This is a genomic window from Spirochaetales bacterium (genome assembly GCA_016930085.1).
In the GTDB taxonomy this organism is placed as follows: domain Bacteria; phylum Spirochaetota; class Spirochaetia; order SZUA-6; family JAFGRV01; genus JAFGHO01.
This window is the reverse complement of the sequence record JAFGHO010000029.1, coordinates 63,101-81,480: the sequence shown is the minus strand read 5'-3', so window position 1 is coordinate 81,480 and position 18,380 is coordinate 63,101. Positions and strand designations below refer to the sequence as shown.

The 18,380-nt window shown below is 46.9% G+C and carries 20 protein-coding genes; 19 read left to right on the top strand and 1 reads right to left on the bottom strand.

Translation table 11 applies throughout. The features are described 5' to 3' along the window. Positions 1 to 410 precede the first annotated feature (410 nt). The 19 genes from JW881_05745 to JW881_05655 all read left to right on the top strand — a co-directional run bounded on the left by JW881_05745 (position 411) and on the right by JW881_05655 (position 17,261). On the top strand, positions 411 to 1,091 hold the full coding sequence (locus tag JW881_05745; protein MBN1696994.1) for a 1-acyl-sn-glycerol-3-phosphate acyltransferase: 681 nt from the start codon (positions 411 to 413) through the stop codon (positions 1,089 to 1,091). A gap of 350 nt (positions 1,092 to 1,441) precedes the next feature. Next, the gene (locus tag JW881_05740; GenBank protein ID MBN1696993.1) at positions 1,442 to 1,792 is read left to right on the top strand and encodes a hypothetical protein; all 351 of its coding nucleotides are present in this window, start codon (positions 1,442 to 1,444) and stop codon (positions 1,790 to 1,792) included. A gap of 125 nt (positions 1,793 to 1,917) precedes the next feature. Beyond that, on the top strand, positions 1,918 to 3,150 hold the full coding sequence (locus JW881_05735) for an alpha-D-ribose 1-methylphosphonate 5-triphosphate diphosphatase (GenBank protein MBN1696992.1): 1,233 nt from the start codon (positions 1,918 to 1,920) through the stop codon (positions 3,148 to 3,150). Continuing rightward, the gene (locus JW881_05730) at positions 3,140 to 3,835 is read left to right on the top strand and encodes a hypothetical protein (GenBank protein MBN1696991.1); all 696 of its coding nucleotides are present in this window, start codon (positions 3,140 to 3,142) and stop codon (positions 3,833 to 3,835) included. Before JW881_05735 ends, JW881_05730 begins: the two co-directional genes overlap by 11 nt. Next, complete coding sequence (locus JW881_05725) at positions 3,828 to 4,685, top strand: PHP domain-containing protein (protein ID MBN1696990.1); 858 nt, start codon at positions 3,828 to 3,830, stop codon at positions 4,683 to 4,685. Before JW881_05730 ends, JW881_05725 begins: the two co-directional genes overlap by 8 nt. Further along, positions 4,642 to 5,529 (top strand): hypothetical protein, encoded by an 888-nt coding sequence (locus tag JW881_05720; GenBank protein MBN1696989.1) that lies wholly within the window; start codon positions 4,642 to 4,644, stop codon positions 5,527 to 5,529. The genes JW881_05725 and JW881_05720 overlap by 44 nt, the downstream gene beginning before the upstream one ends. A gap of 66 nt (positions 5,530 to 5,595) precedes the next feature. Then, positions 5,596 to 5,739, top strand: a complete 144-nt coding sequence (locus JW881_05715) for a DUF2061 domain-containing protein (protein MBN1696988.1) — start codon at positions 5,596 to 5,598, stop codon at positions 5,737 to 5,739. Positions 5,740 to 5,814: 75 nt separating this feature from the next. Then, a complete protein-coding gene (phnC, locus tag JW881_05710; GenBank protein ID MBN1696987.1) occupies positions 5,815 to 6,672 on the top strand; it encodes a phosphonate ABC transporter ATP-binding protein in 858 nt (285 codons plus the stop codon). Positions 6,673 to 6,731: 59 nt separating this feature from the next. After that, positions 6,732 to 7,766 (top strand): phosphate/phosphite/phosphonate ABC transporter substrate-binding protein, encoded by a 1,035-nt coding sequence (gene phnD, locus JW881_05705; GenBank protein ID MBN1696986.1) that lies wholly within the window; start codon positions 6,732 to 6,734, stop codon positions 7,764 to 7,766. A 68-nt stretch (positions 7,767 to 7,834) separates the two neighbouring features. After that, entirely contained in the window at positions 7,835 to 8,650 is an 816-nt protein-coding gene (phnE, locus tag JW881_05700) for a phosphonate ABC transporter, permease protein PhnE (protein MBN1696985.1), read from the top strand. Between the two features lie 18 nt (positions 8,651 to 8,668). After that, on the top strand, positions 8,669 to 9,103 hold the full coding sequence (locus JW881_05695; protein MBN1696984.1) for a GNAT family N-acetyltransferase: 435 nt from the start codon (positions 8,669 to 8,671) through the stop codon (positions 9,101 to 9,103). Between the two features lie 102 nt (positions 9,104 to 9,205). After that, positions 9,206 to 11,263: a response regulator gene (locus tag JW881_05690; GenBank protein MBN1696983.1), complete on the top strand. Its 2,058-nt coding sequence runs from the start codon at positions 9,206 to 9,208 to the stop codon at positions 11,261 to 11,263. 192 nt (positions 11,264 to 11,455) lie between these two features. Next, on the top strand, positions 11,456 to 12,079 hold the full coding sequence (gene phnH, locus JW881_05685) for a phosphonate C-P lyase system protein PhnH (protein MBN1696982.1): 624 nt from the start codon (positions 11,456 to 11,458) through the stop codon (positions 12,077 to 12,079). 10 nt (positions 12,080 to 12,089) lie between these two features. Beyond that, entirely contained in the window at positions 12,090 to 13,202 is a 1,113-nt protein-coding gene (locus JW881_05680; protein ID MBN1696981.1) for a carbon-phosphorus lyase complex subunit PhnI, read from the top strand. After that, positions 13,195 to 14,028, top strand: coding sequence for an alpha-D-ribose 1-methylphosphonate 5-phosphate C-P-lyase PhnJ (locus tag JW881_05675; protein ID MBN1696980.1), 834 nt, complete (start codon positions 13,195 to 13,197; stop codon positions 14,026 to 14,028). The genes JW881_05680 and JW881_05675 overlap by 8 nt, the downstream gene beginning before the upstream one ends. Before the next feature lie 2 nt (positions 14,029 to 14,030). Continuing rightward, complete coding sequence (locus JW881_05670; GenBank protein MBN1696979.1) at positions 14,031 to 14,864, top strand: ATP-binding cassette domain-containing protein; 834 nt, start codon at positions 14,031 to 14,033, stop codon at positions 14,862 to 14,864. A gap of 11 nt (positions 14,865 to 14,875) precedes the next feature. Further along, positions 14,876 to 15,343 (top strand): phosphonate C-P lyase system protein PhnG, encoded by a 468-nt coding sequence (locus JW881_05665; GenBank protein MBN1696978.1) that lies wholly within the window; start codon positions 14,876 to 14,878, stop codon positions 15,341 to 15,343. Further along, on the top strand, positions 15,343 to 16,101 hold the full coding sequence (phnL, locus tag JW881_05660; GenBank protein ID MBN1696977.1) for a phosphonate C-P lyase system protein PhnL: 759 nt from the start codon (positions 15,343 to 15,345) through the stop codon (positions 16,099 to 16,101). The genes JW881_05665 and phnL overlap by 1 nt, the downstream gene beginning before the upstream one ends. A gap of 2 nt (positions 16,102 to 16,103) precedes the next feature. After that, the gene (locus JW881_05655; GenBank protein MBN1696976.1) at positions 16,104 to 17,261 is read left to right on the top strand and encodes an alpha-D-ribose 1-methylphosphonate 5-triphosphate diphosphatase; all 1,158 of its coding nucleotides are present in this window, start codon (positions 16,104 to 16,106) and stop codon (positions 17,259 to 17,261) included. Positions 17,262 to 17,378: 117 nt separating this feature from the next. On the opposite strand, the gene JW881_05650 is transcribed toward JW881_05655, so the two are convergent. Next, positions 17,379 to 18,326 (bottom strand): hypothetical protein, encoded by a 948-nt coding sequence (locus JW881_05650; protein ID MBN1696975.1) that lies wholly within the window; start codon positions 18,324 to 18,326, stop codon positions 17,379 to 17,381. Positions 18,327 to 18,380 lie beyond the last annotated feature (54 nt).

Sequence of the window (18,380 nt, the reverse complement as noted above, 5' to 3'; positions counted from 1 at the left end):
TATTTTTTTTGGTGCATGATTTTCTTGTTCTGAAGGGGGTGGGAATTCAGATTACCCTGACTGGGGAATATGATTACCCTGGACAGTTTTATTTTTTTTCAAAGGTTGTACCTCCTTCGTTCACTTATTGTTTCTTTACTATATTGTATGTTTTGTCCATGTACCCAGGCTATATTCATAATATTAATACTAATTTTATAAACTGTTAACATAGTATTTAAATATTCGTCTTAATATATGCTAAAGATAATCGTCATGGTATTGATATGAAGATCCGTAACGAATTTCATTGTCATAATTACACGATACCTCGTTCGAAGAGAGAATATTTAAACAATAAGCAACGATTCTATGTGAAGATTATCTTGAATACATTAGGTCTTTTGATCAGAAGCGTAGAAAATCGAACAGTGATCAAGAACATCAACGAACCGGTTATAGTTGCCTTGAACCATAACAATTACATCGAAACATTGATAATCGCGGCTCTGCTTGTGTTCCTGCGCAACAGTGCAAAAATACATTTTGTCGTCGACTGGATGTTTCAATATGTGCCTGTTGTCGGATGGCTTATAAGCCATATCGATCCGGTATACGCTTATTCCAAACCGGGAAAATATAAATTCATGGAAAAGAGAAAATGTGAAGAAAAGGGGATGGTGATTGAACGGTGCCTGTCTCTTCTTGCTCTCGGACACAGCATCGGTATTTTTCCTGAAGGAACCAGAAACGCCAATCCAAAGCGGTTGAAAAAGGCGAAAACCGGAATCGGCCATCTTGTCATGAAGTCGGGGGTCAGGGTGGTTCCGATAGGTCTCTGTTATTCGAACATCCGGCGTAAAAAAAGAATATCAAATATCGATAGAGTTAAAATTCGGATAGGAGATCCGATTGATTTCAGTGAAGAATTGGCGCTGAAGCATGCGGAGACGGAATGTCGTTTCCTGCGTGAAAACGAGAAAAACATCATAACGCGGTACCTGCGAAACAAAATAACGTATCGTATCATGAAAATGATTTCGGATTTGTCGGGGAAGGAATATCCCTATCGGGAAGAGGCGCCGCCGTCTTCATTACGGCGGATTATATAATATATAAATTAAGGAGGGCAATGATGAGCAAAAGAACAAAGAGAGTCATGGTGAAAAAATCGATAACTCGGAGGATATCGAGCGGGCAAAAAAAAATTATCGCCGCGGTCTAACTGAAAGAAAAGAAATGGATAGCCTCGATCGAGGAACATATCGGGGACGGCGAACTGGCCAGTAATCCGAAAGTCTCCTGGTTTATCGCAAGTGTCTATGATAATCCCGCCGGGCTTCTCCGGCTACTGTATGATCCGCCGCTCGAACTCCCGGACGAATACGAGGTATCGCTGAACGAAGGAGTAGACCTCAAGAAGCTGGAATCGATCGGGAAATTCGTGGAGATAGGCGGGTTCATGATACTGCCACGGTACCGGAAAGACATCAGGGTCGCGATGCAGCTTATGCGCGCCGGGGTTAGAGAGGTTGTCAGCAATAATTATACGCATTTTATTACCGACGTGTTTGAAGGAGAAAAACATTCCCCATTCCGGTTCCATACCAGATTACTGGGTTTCGAAGTAATCGGTAAACATGTTCACGGGGAACTCAATTGTTCCTGTAAACGCATCATCATGGTACTGGATATTCTGAAAGCGTACATGAAGTTTCGTGACAGGCGGAATGTGTTTTATGAGGCACTTCTCGGGGGCATGAAAGATCTTTTCGAGTCGAAGATATCTCAGCGTGTCAAGGCAGCAAGCTGAGAAAAGGCAGCAAGCTGAAATAAGGAATAAATGGGAAATGGATTGTTAGCTCCATAAAGAAATAATTAAACCCTAACAAAGCCATAATGTTTTGGTTGAAAAAATGTTTGGCGGGAGGTGCGACGATGAATGAGAAGACCATTTATAATGCCCGGATTGTCACACCGTGTGGTATAATCGAGAACGGCACGGTATTGATTTATGACGGAAGAATCGAAAGAATTATTGAAGATAATGACAACTGTCTGCCGCTGCCCGGTCATATCGACGCTTGCGGGAAATGGCTGCTGCCCGGATTTATCGATATTCATAATGACGGATTGGAAAAGGAACTTCAGCCGCGGCCTCACACCGATTTTCCATTTGCACTCGCTTTTTATGCTTTTTGTTCGAGGCTTATCAATCACGGAATCACGACCATCTTCCATTCGATATCATTTATAGAAGGAAGGGCGGGCTTCAAATCACAGAATAATCTGAAAGAGATGATATGTTCATTACTTGTATTGAAACGCCATGACCCGCTTCGACATTATTTCCATGCCAGATACGATATCACGGAACCGGAACACTGCCCGCTTATCATTTCACTGATGGCTGACGGTGCCGTTCATCTGGTCTCCCTTATGGATCATACGCCGGGACAGGGCCAATACAGAAATTCTTCCTATTTTTTCCGGTATATGAAAAGTGAGTTTAAACTTAAATTTGAAGAAATAGAGAAAATAATAGCGGAAAAAAAGACGAGACATTCAAGTGATGATATCGAACGTCATATAAGGGTGCTTGCTTCGGCAAGCAGGTATAATAAAATACCGATGGCCTCCCATGACGATGATTCGGTTGAAAAGGTGCAAAAAATGAAATCACTTGGAGTACGAATAAGCGAGTTCCCTGTTGATATTGAAACGGCATACGCTGCAAAGCTTGCCGGATTGTATGTCACCGTCGGAGCCCCGAATATTATTATGGGAAAATCGACATCCGGAAATCTGAGTGCGATTGAGGCCGTCAAAGAGGATGCGGCAGACATTATTTGTTCGGATTATTATGCACCCGGTATGCTGTTTTCCGTGTTCGCACTATACCGTATATACGGCATACCGTTACCCCGTGCCGTTAACATGGTTTCCCTTATCCCGGCCCGCGCAGTTGGACTCGCCCATGATATCGGTTCGATAGAAGAAGGGAAAAAGGCCGATATGATGATTGTCAGTGAAGCGGAGGGTGTTCCTTTTATTGAAAAGGTATTTATTGACGGTGAACCGGTGTTAGATAAAATAAATGCAAAAACGATCGACGATCCGCGGGTATGCGTGACTGAGAACTCAAGGAGGAAAACCCTGGATGTCATATGAGATCAATCAAATTCCCGATAGTATGAAAAATACAATTAATAAACGGCTTTCGGGAAAGCCGAGTATTCATGATACCGCATGTGTGATAAACTCGACAATAGGTTCATGGACCGAAATAGGTTCGCGGTCCGTCATTATCGAAACGACGATCGGCGATTATTCCTACGATGCGGGTGATGTTTCTATTATCTATGCGACAATCGGAAAATTCTGTTCGATCGCCTCCCACGTCAGGATCAATCCGGGCAATCATCCGATGGAACGGGTAACGCAGCACCACTGTACATACCGCCGTGTTCAATACGGTTTCGGTGCCATGGACGATCTTTCCTTTTTTAACCGGCGGAGGAGTCGCCGCTGCATTATCGGGCACGATGTGTGGATAGGTCATGGCGCGGTTATTATGCCCGGCGTTCATGTCGCTACCGGCGCCGTTGTCGGCGCGGGTGCGGTCGTCACAAGGAATGTCGGGCCGTATGAGATAGCGGTCGGCGTTCCTGCGAGGGTCATCAAAAAACGATTCGACGGGCAGATTATAAAGCGGCTGTTGTCTTCGGAGTGGTGGGAATGGGAACGCCGCATGCTTGAAGAACGGTTCGCCGATTTTCTTTCACCCGATATTTTTCTGGATAAGTATTGCAACCGGGAGAGGCTGCGGGTGAAACATGGAGCTGCACATGATTGATCTTCATTGCCATACCGCTGTTTCCGATAATTCACTGACGGTGACTCAAATTCTAGAATTAGCCTCACTCAACTGTATCACACGCATCGCGATTACCGATCACGATACGACATGTGGTCTCGAAGAAGCGGTGCGTCTTGGGGAACAATATGATGTCACGATTATTCCCGGTATTGAAATTTCGGCATTCGATTATGAAAGGCACAGGAAAGTACATATTCTCGGTCTCTGGATTGATGAGAACGACAAGACACTCATGGATTTTTGCATGCCGGTTATCAGGCAACGGCAGGAGGCCGCCATGGAAATGGTGGAAAAAGTTCGTGAGTATGGTTTCGCCATTACATGGGAGGACGTTTGCCGTATCGCATACCGCAGTACGAATGTCTATAAACAGCATATCATGCATGCACTTCTCGATAAAGGCTATTGCCATTATATACATGACGAGGTGTGCAAGTCATTGTTCAATGAAAGTTATAACGGCAAATGGCCGGGTTACGCGTTCGTCCCGATCGAATATCCGACAGCAGAAGACGCGGTTATGGCGGTCAAGCAAAGCGGCGGACTCGCCGTTCTCGCCCATCCGGGGCTTTATGATAATTACGCGATTATTTCCCGGCTTGTAAAAAAAGGGCTGGATGGTATCGAATGCATTCATCCCGGCAACACACCGGAGCAGACAAAACTCGCATTCATGTACGCCAGGCATTACAAATGCGCGGTCACCGGGGGAACGGATTTTCATGGTTTTTATGGAACGTACCCCTGCCTTCCCGGGGAAATGGGGATAACGGATGAAGAATATGAAAAACTATATTCAAGAAAAATCAGAACACTCTGCAAATGACGCGCTTATAAATCATATAGGGGCGACCGCACTCGAAGCGAGTAAACGCGCGGCGGATATTTTATCATTGCATTGGGGGAGTGCGGCGGTTATGTATACAGATAAAAATAAACATGATCTCAAACTCGATGTCGATCTATTATCGGAAAAGGCAATTATCGAAACCATAACACGCCGCTTTCAATCACATTCGATATTGTCGGAAGAAAGCGGATTTTTTAAAGAAGGGAGTGAGTATACATGGATCGTCGATCCCCTGGACGGCTCGGTGAATTATTTCCATTCACTCGATTATTTTTGTACCAGCATTTCCTGTTATAAAAAGGGAGATGCCGTTCTGCAGCAATTCCATAACAAGGATCTGGTGCGGCAGTATGGACTTCCGCTTGTCGGTGTTGTTTTGGCGCCCGCTTTAAATGAATTATATATCGGTATAAAAGATGAAGGTGTCACCTGCAACGGATCGCAGCTTAATCATGTGAATATCAAGGCATTGGATGAGACGGTTGTTGCCTGCAATCTGAGTGTCCGGGGAAAAAATATGACGGGGATGCTGCCCCTGTTGGATAATATTATCAGGCGCGCACAAAAAGTGCGAAGCTTCGGTGCCGCGGCCCTTGATTGTGCCCGTGTCGCTTCAGGCAGACTGGGGGCGTTCATTCAGAAAGGAATTCATATCTGGGATTTCGCGGCGGCGCGATTGATTATCGAACTGGCTGGTGGGGAGGTTGTCTCGACCCCATCTGAAACAGCCGGCTGCTGGGATATTATCGCATGCAACCGTGGTATTGCGGGGGAACTATGTACCCCGGCCCATGCCTGCTGGGGAAAAAGCATATATTGACGATACGGCATGGCGACAACAAGACGGTCATTGGTAAAAGCAATAACTTAGAGATTATGTGCCGTTATAATACTCGGGACGGCAAGCTATTTTTTAACAGGTAATATTAAAGAAAGCCTGAATATAACATTGCTGTTCAATATCGTACAGACCATTCTTTATTTTGTCCATGAACGCATCTGGAATAAAATCGGGTGGGGTAAAGATTAATGGTTATTTATCGGGCCTCTAATATAAAATAAATAATGTCAATGTATCCGTTGAACCATATGAAAGGAGATATGTATGCAGGCTGCGGTTGAATTGAAAAATATCAGTAAGAATTACAAAGAGACGAAAGCGCTCAATGGGGTGAGTCTCACCATTAACGTCGGCGAGATGGTCTCCCTTATAGGCGCGTCCGGTTCCGGGAAATCGACGCTGCTGAGACATATTTCCGGACTCGAACGGTCGAATACGGACGATTCGTATATAAAGGTTCATGGAAAGACCGTTCAGGAAAACGGGAAAATAGCATATGACATAAGAAAAATACGTTCCGGAATAGGTTTTATCTTTCAGCAATTCAATCTGGTCGGCCGCCTTTCTGTCCTGGTCAATGTCCTTGTCGGCATGCTACACAAGATACCCGTCTGGCGGAGTGTTTTACGGCTGTTTACCGGGAAAGAAAAAGAATATGCCCGGGACGCCCTCAAACGCGTAGATATGGAGGAAAAAGCCTTTCAGCGTTCATCCACGTTGTCGGGGGGGCAGCAGCAGCGCGCCGCGATTGCCCGTGCAATCGTACAGAACGCAGATATTGTTCTTGCGGACGAACCGATTGCTTCCCTGGATCCCGAATCAGCCCGTAATGTCATGTCGCTTCTGGCGCGTATCAATGACGAAGACGAAGCGACTGTCGTCGTCTCCCTTCATCAGGTGCATTACGCGTTGAAGTTTTGCAAACGGATAATCGCCCTGAAAAAGGGAAGGGTCGTTTTCGACGGACCGTGTGAGGAGGTCACAGCCGAGTTGCTGCATGAAATATACGGATCAAAATTTGCGGAAACCGGCATTTTCGAGGATTTAAAAGACATTACGAAACTACTCGATACCGAACCGTCGTTCGACGGGACGAAGGAAAAAGTAGAAGTAATCGCCTGAGTAAGCGTTAACGTTGAAGTATGTCACGTCGCTTTCAAAATTAAGTAAGGAGGTTTTTCATGACAAATCATAGTATGCAGCTGCGTTTAGCATGTGTGGTTGTGACGGTCATGCTGTTGCTGGCCGGAGTCGGCTGTGTGGATAGCGGTAAAAAGGAGGAAACCGCTTCACAGGAAACGGGCGCCGTCAAATTCGTTCCGGATTACGAAGGTGTAACCGAACTGAATTTCGGCATTATATCGACCGAATCCCAGGACAGCTTGCGCAAGGAATGGGATCCGTTTCTCGAAGATATGGCCGCCGCGTTACGAGTGCCGGTAAGGGCGTTCTTTGCATCCGAATATGCCGGTGTTATCCAGGCTATTCAATACAGTAAAGTCCAGGTGGCGTGGTTCGGTAATAAATCCGCGGTCGAGGCGGTTCTCCAGTCGGAAGGTATGGTGGAGGTGTTTGCGCAAATGGTCGGAGAGGGCCGGGATCCGGGTTACAATTCTCTGCTCATAACACACGTCGACAGCCAGCTCAATAGTGTGGAAGATGTCGTTAAAAAAGGCCCGGAACTCGTCTTCGGAAACGGCGATGTCAACTCCACGTCGGGGAACCTGATTCCCACTTCGCAAATCTGGGCGCCCCGTTTGATCGACCCTGAAAAATATTTCAAGGAAATGCGGCGTGCGAGTCACGGAGCCAATATTCAGGCGGTACTCAATAAACAGGTGGATTTCTCAACGAACAACACGGAACAGATGCGCGATTTGAAAAATGAAGATCCGGAAGGGTACAAAAAGATAAAGATTCTCTGGAAATCGCCGGTTATCACAAAGGATCCTATCGTCTATAGAAAGGATCTTCCCCGGGAACTTAAAAGCGCCATTCAAGGCTTCTTTCTCGGTTACGGGCGGCTCGGCACGGATGCAGAGATCGCGCGGCAGAGAGAAATACTGAAGGTTATAGGCGGGGGACTCGATCCGTTCTTCACTTCTTCGAATAAACAGCTGTATCCTTTTTTCAAACTGAAGTTTACGGTACTCGAAGACAACAAGGAACGCTTTGCTGAAGTCGACGAACTCGATGAGTTAATCGAAAAATATTAAGTAAAAAACAAAAGGCGTGCCGCGATATTTTTACGGTATCGCGGTGCGTTGTTTTACAGGGTGATACTATGGCATACGATGACGATGCGGCCGCGATAAAACAAGCGGTCATGTTTCCGAAAAACGAAAAACTTTTTCTTACCATGAAACTTCTGGGGTGGCTGGGTTTCGTTCTGATATTGGGGTGGGCTTGGTCCGGTGCCGAAATGCGTCCCATGGAACTTGTTCTCAACTTCGGCAATATCCTCGATTATTTCTCCAAATATTTTCCGCCGGATCTCGGGGATTTTCTTTATTATATAGAGGAAATGATCGTCACGATACAAATTGCCGTCTGGGGGACGTTCGCCGCCGTCATCTTTTCGATACCATTCGGACTGCTGTCGGCGCATAACGTCACTCCCGTATGGTTACGGCACCCCGTCCGCCGGCTGATGGACATGCTGCGGGCCGTCAATGAAATCGTCTTCGCCCTCATCTTCGTCGCGGCCATCGGACTGGGGCCCTTCGCCGGGGTACTGGCGTTGTTTGTTCATACCCTCGGAACCCTCGCGAAACTTTTTTCCGAAGCCGTCGAGGCGATCGATCCCAAACCGATCGAAGGAATCAGGGCAACGGGGGCGGGGAAAATTTCCGAGATTATCTACGGGATCATCCCCCAGGTAACGCCGCTCTGGATTTCCTACTCACTCTACCGGTTCGAAGCGAACGTGCGCTCGGCGACCGTTCTGGGTATCGTCGGAGCGGGAGGGATCGGACAGATTCTGCATGATTCGATGAACAGTTTTTATCTGAAAAAAGTATGTTCCATGCTTATCATTATCATCGTCACCGTGAGTGTCATCGACCTTGTCTCTTCACGGATAAGAAAATACTTTATCTGAATCGAAAGGGAAATGACAATGCATATTACGATTCGCAGCCTCGATGAACAGGATATGGATTCATTCGTGAAACTGTCGGAACAACTCGGTTATACGATAACCGCGGAAAAAGCCTTGAAGAATCTCGAATGCTGCAGGAACATCCGCCTGACACATGCGTTTGTCGCGGCAGATGAGGACGGCAAGGTCGTCGGATGGATACAGGTCGGTATATTGCCCCTCATGTATATGGAGCCGACGGGAGATATTTTAGGGCTTGTCGTCGACGAACGGCACCGGTGCATGGGGATCGGTAAAGTGCTTATACGAAGGGCCGAATCGTGGCTCGAGGAAAACGGCATAAAAAAAGTAAAGGTCAGCTCGAATGAAAAGCGAAGCAGGGCGCACGGGTTTTATAAGCGGAACGGATATGAGCTTGTCAAAACGCAATGTTTTTTCATGAAGGATTTGTAACGGGCACACGATATAGCATTGATGAAGTATTAAGCAAAGAATAACACAAAATAAATAAATGAAAATAAACTATAGATAGTGTAATGGAGAGATCGGGAAAATATGAGTGAGTTATCTGTTAAAAAAAGAAAGCAAAATAGCAGGGAACATATAAAAATGGTCAGGGTCCTTGTTGTCGACGATCAAGAGTTTGTCAGGGAATATTTGATAGATGTACTCAAAGAACTCGAAGAACAATTGGAAATACGTCTGGAAATAAAGACCGCCTATGACAGCGAGAGTATCCGTTACCTTATTAATGGACGCCGTCCGTTTGTTCCCGATCTCGTTATCCTGGATATCGAGTTGGAATCACAGGAAAACGGTATCGATCTCTGCAGAAGCTTCAAGCATGACACCAAATATAAAAGAATCAATAAAGCGGTAGTTATCATAATCAGTGGACATGCAAGCGACGAAACAATACGTAAAGAAGCCCTTTCGGCAGGTGCCCAGGCCGTTATCGATAAACCGATCGATTCATCCGTAAAGAAAATTATCGGAAAAAGGATAAGCGAAATCGCCGGACTTATTTCCGAACGGAAAGAGCAGTTGTTCAATAAAGAAATTATCGATTTTTATATACGACGGCAACTGGTCTCACGTATTATGGAATTGGGGCATCTTCCCGATGCGGAAGAGGATATTATCGGGATCGGTTTTCTGGATATAAATAAATATACCCGGTTGTCGAAGATCATGAAAAATCCGCAACGGAATATTACACTGCTAAACGGCTTGTATTCGGCTTTTGATACGGTACTTTCGAAATATAACGGATATTTGAACAAAACGGAAGGCGACAGCTTTATCTTTCATTACGGGGGAACGATCGACCCACTCGTCAACGGATTGGACGACGATCAAAAACGGGAATCAATTTCACAACGGCTTTTTAATACCTGTGTCGAAATCAAAAAAATTCAGAATATGTTCAATTCACTGGATGAACGTATATTTGCGATTCTTTCGGATAATATCGTCTGCACGTTGGGCTTTTTGGACGATTCGGAAAGAGAGAATCTTTCAAAGGTTGTGACATCCGGCATCGTTTTCGGTCATCCGCCGAACACAATCAAGGAAATATACGACATGATAAGGAAAACGATATGTGAATCGAGATTCGTTCAGCAGGAAAGAATAACCGTAGTCAAGACAATCGAAAAATGCATAAAAACAAGCGCCAGTATTATGCATGCATTCGATATCATTAATACGATAAGGTCGGAAGAAAAGGAAGATCTTATTATTGCCGTCAGACTCGGGGCTGATATCGGTACTGCGACATTCGGTAATGTTGGTCCCGAAGGAGGAAAACAATACGATGTTTTCGGTGATCCGGTCATCACGGCAAAGCGTATGGAATCGACGTCTCCCCTGGACGGTTTCCGTGTGACGGAACGTTTGTATAAGATTATCGACCGTACAGGTATAGCAGATGAGTATTTTAACGAGTTCGCGAGGACGGCGAAAGAAAGAAAGGGCTACTACGGTAAAATCAAAAAGAATGAACTATTCAAATTTCAGCATATCAGCCTGCCCGAGAAAAACGATACGGGATTCAGAACCTATGCCGTTCAGACAAATCCGCTTCTCCCCGAAGATATTGTTGAAAGAATTTCTTTTCTTCTTTCCTTCGGGAAGGATCCTTCCCTTGATGAAATTATCGATTTGATTATCTATTTCAGGGCCAACAGGCTCGTCATCGATGCAATAGAAGATTTGTTTCTGGTAAAAGGAGTACGGTTGAAGAAATATTTCATGCTGAGTACCATATCAAAAAAAGAATATCAAGACATACTTGAAGAACATCATTCGAAAATAAAAGAAACGCATGAATCGATACAACAATCGCTGTCACTCTGGAAGCTGTTTACCATATTAAAAAAGGCCGAGGATGCAATAACGGCCAATGTTTCGTTTGCGACGGTTGTCAGTGCGGACAATTCATTTAAATCAAACTGGCATAATGAAAAAACAAATGTCCTTGCATATACTAACAAAGTAACAAAACACCTTGTGAGGCGGACTTGCTTTTATGAAGTGACATTCAGGCTTTTTTTCCAATGTATCAAACTGTGTTTGTTGGAGTATTTCAACAATAATGCTCACACATTGTGACGCCGGTACCCTGAGTACCCGCCTGTGAATGATATTGTTCATATAAAAAAAGACGTGGTATTCCCGGGCTGTTTTATGGCTATTCATATGCTAATCAAACAAAAATAATATGTTAATGAATCACTGCAATAAGGAATATGAAAGAGGTAAGGCTTTCCGGAGTTCCGATACACATAGCGGCAGGAGGATTGGATGGGACCTGACATTGCCCGATTGAAAGAAAACCGGTTCGATTTCATCCATGACAGTCAGAAGGTTTTCAGGATTTTAATGAAAGCCATGGCGTTTCCGGGAACGGTCATGCGGATTAATCCGGTATCACTCTGTTTTCCGTATGAAGAATATAATGGTGTACTCCATGCCATGTTGACCCTACTTGATCCGGAAACAACTCATCATGTAGAGGCTCGTGACCCACGGATTCATGAAGCAATAGGTAATTATCTCGAGATCAATACGAACAGTCGCTGCGAGGAACTTCACCATGCCGATTTTATTCTCTGCCTGGAATCGACATTGAACGGACGGTTTACATCCTTAAAAAAAGGAACCCTCACCGCACCGCATCGAAGCGCGACCGTTCTTTATGCCGTCGACCGCCTCGGCGCCGTTTCGAATAACGGCGACACGGAATTGATCCTGTCCGGTCCCGGCATTGAAAAAAGGAAGCACGTGTTCGTGTATGGTATCGGAGGTGATGAATTGGCGGAATGGGACGCTTATCGCAGCAATTTCCCGCTGGGAATCGATATATATCTTTTTGGTCGTCAATGTGAACTAATCGGTATTCCGCGTTCAGTGGCGATCGATACCTGAGGAGGGAGATATGGGGTATGTCGGTGTTAAAGGCGGAAAGGACGCTATCGAAAACTCGGAACGGCTTGTCGAATATTACCGGTGTAAAAACGGCGGAACCCCGATCCGCACGGATCAGATACGGAATCAGATGCGCCTGCTCGTCGACAAGGTGATGAGTGAGGGATCGCTTTACTCACCCGAAATCGCGTCCCTTGCCTTGAAACAGACGGAGGGCGATCCCATGGAAGCGGCCTATCTTGTAAGGGCCTTCCGCTCGACCGTTCCGAGGGTCTGTTTTTCGATTCCGGCCCGTTCGGAAGAGATGTTCTGTATACGGCGTATTTCCTCATCGTTCCAGAATATTCCATGGGGACAGTTGCTTGGCCCCTCACGTGATTACGCGCAGCGGCTTATCAGGTTTGATCTCCTTGAGGAGCAGACACTCACGGTCGATCCCCCCCGAAAGCCTGATACCTCGGATCTTTATGAACCCGTCGAGAAGGTCGTCGATTACTTCAGAAAACAGGGACTCATAGAAACCCCGGTCAAGGATCCGGGACAGAAGCCCTATGATATCACCCGCCAACCCATGATTTTCCCCCTCGAGCGGTCGGCAAGGCTGCAGCGGCTTGCCCGCGGTGAAGATGGTGCGATTCTCGCTTTCGGTTATGCCAGTATGCGCGGCTGGGGTTCCGTCCATCCCACCCTTGCCGAAGTAAGGGTGGGATATCTGCCCGTCAAGATCCGTCATCCGTACTGGAAAAGCGAGGTGACAATCGGCAGGGTGATGGTCTCCGAGGTCGAATCGATATGCAGTTTCAGGAAACAAATCGATGAAAAAACAGGCGATGATAAATATGTGTTCGAACTGGGGTACGGACTTGTTTTCGGTCAGAATGACCGGAAGGCCATCGCCATGTCGATCCTCGACAGGACATTGTGTTCCGGCGATCCGCAATCCCCGGTCGAAGACCAGGAGTTCGTTCTCTATCATATCGACAATATGGAATCGCAGGGATTCATATCGCACCTCAAGCTTCCCCATTATGTTTCCTTTCAATCCGCGCTCGACCGTATACGAAGCATGCGCGCAAAGGGACGGAGGAAGGTCGACGCAATCGAAGGAGCCGCCGATGTATAATTTCGCGTTGCTTGATGAGAACTCGAAACGGGAAGTAAGGCGCGCCTTGTTGAAGGCCATCGCCATACCCGGCTTTCAGGTGCCGTTTGCCTCCCGTGAACTGCCGATTTTTTTCGGCTGGGGAACGGGAGGGCTTCAGATAACGCTTTCGGTCATCGGGAGGAACGAAATACTGAAAGTGTTCGATCAGGGCGACGATGACAGCGTCAACGCAGTGAACCTGAAGCGGCTTATACAATTGACGACAGGCGTGGAAGTTACGGAAGACAGCACCCGCGCCACGCTTTTACAGACCAGGCACCGGATACCGGAGTACCGGCTATCCCCGGATCAAATTCTGGTCCTTCAGGTGCCGATGCCCGAACCCTTGAGAAAGGTCGAATCGCGTGAATACGAAACTGCGCGAATGCATGCGGAAAAGGACTACGGAAAGATGTACGTCAGGTTATACGAGGATGTCCTTCATCATGGTGAAATCACCCTGAGTTCCGATTATCCTGTTATCGTGAATGGGCGTTATCTTATGGCGACCACACCGATTCCCCGCTGGGATGTTCCAAAACTGAACAATGCCGAATGCCTGTATCTCTTTGGGGCCGGCCGTGAGAAAAAGATATACGCGATTCCACCTTACACCGCGGTCGAGCCGTTGTCCCTCGAAGATTATTCCTTTCGCGTTGAAGCGTTTAAGGGTAAAAGATGTGTTTTTTGCGGGAGTACCGAATCATACCTGAATGAATTACCCTCGCCTTCAGGCCGGGGGCAGGTGTACGCGTGCAGTGATTCCTTTTATTGCATGAGTCGAAGAAAAAAGGCCGGAGAATGAAAATGGAAGCTTTGTTATCAGTGCGTGACATGAAAAAAATTTACGGTTCCGGGTGCGACAATTGTCGTGGTGATAATCCGTTGCCGGGGGAGGACAACAGATGCCCTGTTTGCGGAACGATTGTCGCATGTACGGATATTTCCTTTGATGTGTATCGCGGCGAGGTACTCGGTATTGTCGGTGAAAGCGGTTCGGGGAAAAGTACGATACTGGGCTGTATAAATCTCGCGATATCGGTAACGTCGGGCAATATCATTTTTACAGGGACGGGGAAACGGATAAATATCCTCGAAGCCGATGCGCAGACAAGGCGGTATCTGCAAAATATACATTACGGTATTGTTTATCAGAATCCGTATCTGGGTTTGAACTTCGGTATCAGCGGGGAAGGAAATGTCGCGGAAAGGCTTCTCGTTGCAGGCGTTACCCATTTCGGCGACATTCAGAAAAAGGTCCATAGCCTTTTCAGACGTGTGGAACTTCCGGAATCACGGTACAGGGATCTGCCGCGGTATTACAGTGGTGGTATGCAGCAGCGTGTGCAAATTGCCAAAGCCCTTGTCAGCGAACCTTCGCTTCTCCTTCTCGACGAGCCGACGGGCGGGCTGGATGTATCGGTCCAGGCCCGTATTCTCGATCTTATCAGATCCATAAGCCGTGAATTGAAGGTGGCCATGATTATGGTATCACACGATATGCAGGTCATACGGCTTCTGTGCGAACGTATCATTGTCATGAAGCACGGCAGGATTATCGAAGCAGGCCTGACGGACAGGGTTATCGACGATCCGTGTGCCGCATATACACAGACCCTCGTCCATTCCGCAATCCAGTAAGGGAGATTGATATGATGAGAAAGGAAACGGTTTTTGACGCGATCATGCAGGGGGATTATGAGGATATTTCTCCCCTGGCCGAACTGTTGAGGAAACGTATCGATTATTCGGTGATCAAGCAGCCGAGACAGGAATTAATCATGTTCCGGGTTGAAGAAAATGTCGAAAAACTGGATTTTAATGTCGGCGAGGTCCTGATGACAAGCGCCGAGGTCCGGGTGGGGGATTCGATCGGCTATAGTGCCGTAATGAACCTGAATGAAGAAATGGCCCTCGACTGTGCGTTGTTGATGGGTGTGTATGAGGAAGGAGGATCCGGAAAGGACGCCATCGAGGCATTGGCTTTGGGACTGATAAAAAAAAGGGAGGAGAAAATGCGTTGCGAACGCGAGATCGTCAGTTCGACACGGGTCGATTTCGAACTGATGGCGGGACAGGATGAGAATGTGTCGCACAATAATCCGGGGGAGAAAGGGTGATGGATATACACCTTGAAGTCAGCGATCTCAGCAAAGTCTTTTATATGCATATCCTCGGCGGAAAGAAAATAACGGCGTTTAAAAATATCAGCTTCATACTGAAGCGCGGTAAATTCCTCGGTATTTCGGGAAAAAGCGGTTATGGAAAATCTTCCCTTATTAAATGTATCTACAGGAATTACAGCGTGACAGGCGGTGATATCTTTTTATACGACCGGGAAGGCGGCAGGATTAATCTCGTCGATATAAGCGATATGGAGATGATCCAGATAAGGAAAAAAAGACTGGGATATGTAAGTCAGTTTTTTCAAACCATTCCCCGGCTCACTACTCTCAATGTCGTCATCGAGCCATTGATCGACCGCGGCTGGGAGAGGGAAAAGGCGGTTGCACGGGCGTCGGAGTTGTTCAAGCTTTTCGATATATCGGAGAACCTCTGGGACGCCTATCCCTCGACATTCAGCGGCGGTGAAAAGCAGCGGATCAACCTGGCAAGAACACTGATCGATTGTCCGGAAATGCTTCTTCTCGACGAGCCGACGGCGAGTCTGGATCAAAAAAACCGGGATATCATATTAAATATCATCGGTGAACTAAAAAAGCAGCATGTGACGATGATCGGGATTTTCCATAATCCGGAGGAGCTTCATATGCTTGCTGATGAAGTGCTTGTCCTCGACCGGAACGTAGACGGCGATGTGAAGAAGACGGTGAGGCCGGAAACGGCGATGAAAAAGAAATTCGTATTTCAGGTGTAATGATGGGACGGGAAAAGGTTTTTTTCAATGCGAAGCTCGTTTTGCCGGAGGAGTGTGTAAAAGGGACGCTGGTCATCGAGGGAGGAAAGATAAAATCCGTTGCCGATGAGAAAACCGCCTGCCGCAGTGGGATCGACTGCAAGGGTGATTATCTTTTACCGGGGCTTATAGAAATACACACGGATAATCTCGAAAAACATGCTGTTCCGCGGCCGGGTATTTTTTGGCCGTCCCTGACTGCGAGTATTATCGCCCACGATAACCAGATACTCGGATCGGGAATAACGACGGTACTCGATGCGATCGCCATAGGGTTCGATGATTCTTCGGAATACCGCTTCAGGATACTCGACAAATCGATACAGGGTATTTCACACGCCGGGAAATACGGGATTTTACGGGCCGATCACTTTCTTCATCTCCGGTGTGAACTGCCGAGCTCGACCGTCGCCGATTTATTCGACCGCTATGTCAACGACCCGCTTGTCGCACTGGTTTCAGTGATGGATCATACGCCGGGGCAAAGGCAATGGCGCGATCTTCTCAAATGGAGGATTTTTAACAGGGATAAAAACTGGAGTGATGCAGATGCTCGGGCGGTCATCGAACAGCGTCGCTCGCTTCAAAAACGATATGCCGATAAAAACCGCAGGAGAATACTGGCAGGGGCTCTTGAAAGAAATCTGCCCGTCGCGAGTCATGACGACACGACGAAGCGGGACTGCGTCGAGGCATGTAAAAGCGGGGTCGGCATTTCGGAGTTTCCAACAACGTACGAGGCGGCACTTAAGGCAAAAGAGTTGGGGATGAGGGTCGTTATGGGGGCACCCAACATGGTGCGGGGAGAATCGCATTCGGGAAACATTTCCGCTCAGCTTCTGGCCGAACGCGGGCTTCTCGACGGATTTTCATCGGATTATATGCCCGTCAGCCTGCTGCATGCGGCATTTGAATTGTACAAACGTCTTCACGTTCCCCTGTACAGGGCTGTTTCCACGGTAACGTCAACTATCGCCAGTATGGTGAAACTCGATGACAGAGGCGTTCTGGAACCCGGAAAAAAGGCGGACATTATACGGGTGAGGGTAATCGATTGTCTTCCGATCGTGAGGGGGGTCTGGAAAAACGGAAACCAGGTGTATTGTTCACAGCAGGACTGACGTTTTTTGTTCAATGGCCTGCGGGTTTCATCCGGTACCGGGTTTCTCAATGCGGGCGCCTCGGTCTGACGGGACAGATTATGCCGAACGGCGGCAGCCGGTAAGACCGGCCGGCTTTTACCCCGGGGCCAGAAATCTAAGAGAATAAAAATAAAAACCGAATGAGAGCAGGGAAAGGATGATATTGATAATCCTGACGGGCGGCTTGAACATCATGACGATTCGAAGCGGAATAATGCCGGTAAAAAAAAGGATAAAGACAAGATGTCCGTAATCCGGTGTCGATGAAGGGGTAATGGTCGATACAAGGTATATGTGCTCCCAGACGATGAGAACGAATGCCATAAAGAGGGGGACGATGATTCTTCTTACAATGACATCGAAAATCTTGATCTTCTCATCGATAAACTCGTAAATGAAAATCCATCCCGCCGCTACAGCCCCGCTGAGTAACATCGCAATGACGGAAACGATGAAGGTAATGATAATGACAAGCAGTGCGAACAATCCCGTCGTTGAACCGAAAATTGAGACAATGAAAACAAAGACATACAGAAACGCCATCACGGGGAGCATGATACACGGATGTCTTGTGACGGTATGGTCATTCAGGTACTTTCCGATGCCTTTGGCCTTTCCCGACTTTGGGTTTTCGGGTGATGCTTCCGTATCGGCCGTTTTTACCAGTTTCCGGGCGCCGACAACAAGACCGCTCATCGCCCCGATGACGATCATGATGATACCTGCGACAAAGGTCATGATGCCGGGTATGTTCAATATCACCGGCATTGAAATCCATACGACAAATAGAATATAAATCGAGACAATCGCGTATATTGCTCCGGGGATCAATGTATTCAAACCGGCGTTGCTGTCAGGTTTCAGGATGTTATCGTCGATAAAGGATGCCGCCGTTTTCCCCAGATAGACACTCAATGAAAACTCGATCACGATCAAAAGATGCGATAAAAGGTTTCCGTCAATACTCTTTATGGCATTAAAATTCTTTACTACGATATTCCCGATAAATATGATTCCAACGGCAATGATCAGATCGAAAAACACTTCATCCAGATTAATGTAGGCTTCGATTGCAAGTTTCTTTTTCGTATCATGCCT